This is a genomic window from Kitasatospora sp. NPDC004799 (assembly GCF_040609095.1).
Lineage (GTDB): Bacteria > Actinomycetota > Actinomycetes > Streptomycetales > Streptomycetaceae > Kitasatospora.
This window is the reverse complement of the sequence record NZ_JBEXJK010000739.1, coordinates 1-1,826: the sequence shown is the minus strand read 5'-3', so window position 1 is coordinate 1,826 and position 1,826 is coordinate 1. Positions and strand designations below refer to the sequence as shown.

The window sequence follows — 1,826 nt, the reverse complement described above, 5'->3', positions numbered from 1 at the left end:
CGCCAGCACCAAGCCCGGAACAGCCACTACAAACGACGAGGCCACAGCCCGAAAACCGAAGCCTCATCACGCTAAGCACCGTTGCAGTACTAGACGTCGGCGGCCGAGGTGCGGGACACGGCGTCAAGGCCCGGGCCTGCGTGTGCGCGCGGCCGCGAAACCGACGGCTCCGGCGGCCGCGGGTGCGGTGAGCTCGGACCAGGTGAGCGGTTCGGTTTCGAGGAGGTCGTTGAGGAACGGGAGGTAGAGGGCGGCCGCCGCGAGCGCGGCGGAGGAGAGGACGGCGAGCGGGAGGAAGGGGTTCGCGCGGGTCAGCAGCCGTTCGCGCAGGCCCAGGACGGTGCCCAGCTGGGCGGCCACCAGGGCGAGGAACAGGACGGTCTGCCAGGGGCGGCCGCCGTCGCGCGCCCAGAGCGCCGCGCCGAGCGAGGCGGCCGCGACGACGAGGCCGAGCAGCAGCACCCGCTGCCACACACCGGCGCCGAGGACGTGCTGGTCCGGCGGCCGTGGGGGCCGGGTCATCGCGCCGGGGGAGACGGGTTCCGCACCCATGGCGACGCCGGTGAGGCCGTGGGTGAGGAGGTTGATCCAGAGGATCTGGCCCGCGCGCAGCGGCAGCGACAGGCCGCACGGGGGGCCGGCCAGCATCACCAGGATCTCGGCCGCGCCGCCGGCCAGGCCGAACACCAGGAAGCGCCGGATGTTGTCGTAGACCCGGCGGCCCTCCTCCACCGCGCCGACCACGGTGGCGAGTTCGTCGTCGGCGAGGACGAGGTCGGCGGCCTGGCGGGCGACCTCGGTGCCGCGCCGGCCCATCGCCACGCCGATGTCCGCCTGCCGCAGGGCGGGACCGTCGTTGACGCCGTCGCCGGTCATCGCGGTGACGGCGCCCCGGGTGCGCCAGGCCTGGACGATGTCGACCTTCTGCCGCGGGTCGGTGCGGGCGAACACCCGGGCCCGGGTCGGGTCGGTGACCGCGCCGGTGACGAGGTCCCGTCCGGTCGCCACCGCCTCGGGGCCGGCCGAGGGCTCCAGCAGCCCGATCCGGACGGCCAGGGCGCGGGCGGTGGCCGGGTGGTCGCCGGTGACCAGCACGGGCAGGATGCCGGCCCGGCGGCAGGCGGCCAGGGTGGCGGCCGCGGCGGGTTTGGGCGGGTCGGCCATCGCGACCAGGCCGAGCAGGCGCAGCCGGTGCTCGGCCGCCTCCGGCGGGTCGGGTACGTGGTCGACGTCCCGCTGCGCCACGGCGAGCACCCGGAAGCCCTCGGCGGCGAGTTCGGCGGCCGCGTGCCGGGCCCGTTCCAGCAGCGGGGCCGGCTCGGCCAGGACGAGGGGGTCGAGGACGGCCTCGGGGGCGCCCTTGAGGCAGACCAGCACGGTTCCGTCGGGCCTGCGGTGGAGTGTGCTCATCCGCTTGCGGGTGCTGTCGAACGGGGTCTCGGCGACCCGGGGGAGCGCCGTTCGGATCCGCTCCCGGTCCAGTCCGGCCTTGCCGGCGGCGGTCAGCAGGGCGGCCTCGGTGGGATCGCCGAGTGCCCGCCAGTCGGGGTCGCCGTCCGTCGGCGGGCGGAGGGCCGCGTCGTTGCACAGGACGGCGGCGGTGAGCAGGGACTCCGTCTCCTCGGGGGCGGTCCCGTCGAGCCGGACCTCACCCGCGGGCCCGTACCCGAGGCCGGTCACGGTGGCCGTCGAGTGCGGCGTCCAGAGGCGTTCGACCACCATCCGGCCCTCGGGCAGACGTGGAGGAGGTCCAGTCGGACCGAGCCCTCAGGGCCAGCATCACCGAAGCATTCCACGACACGTTGCGGCTGGACTCCCGCTACAAC

Annotated in this window: 1 protein-coding gene; it reads right to left on the bottom strand. The window is 75.6% G+C overall.

Annotated features, from left to right (window positions below; genetic code table 11):
• Nucleotides 1–123: 123 nt before the first annotated feature.
• Nucleotides 124–1,722, bottom strand: coding sequence for an HAD-IC family P-type ATPase (locus ABZW03_RS40400; protein ID WP_355269812.1), 1,599 nt, complete (start codon nucleotides 1,720–1,722; stop codon nucleotides 124–126).
• Between the last annotated feature and the right edge of the window lie 104 nt (nucleotides 1,723–1,826).

Coding starts and splice junctions, on each gene's coding strand:
- ABZW03_RS40400 (WP_355269812.1), bottom strand. CDS start 1,722: ATGGTGGTCGAACGCCTCTGGACGCCGCACTCGACGGCCACCGTGACC.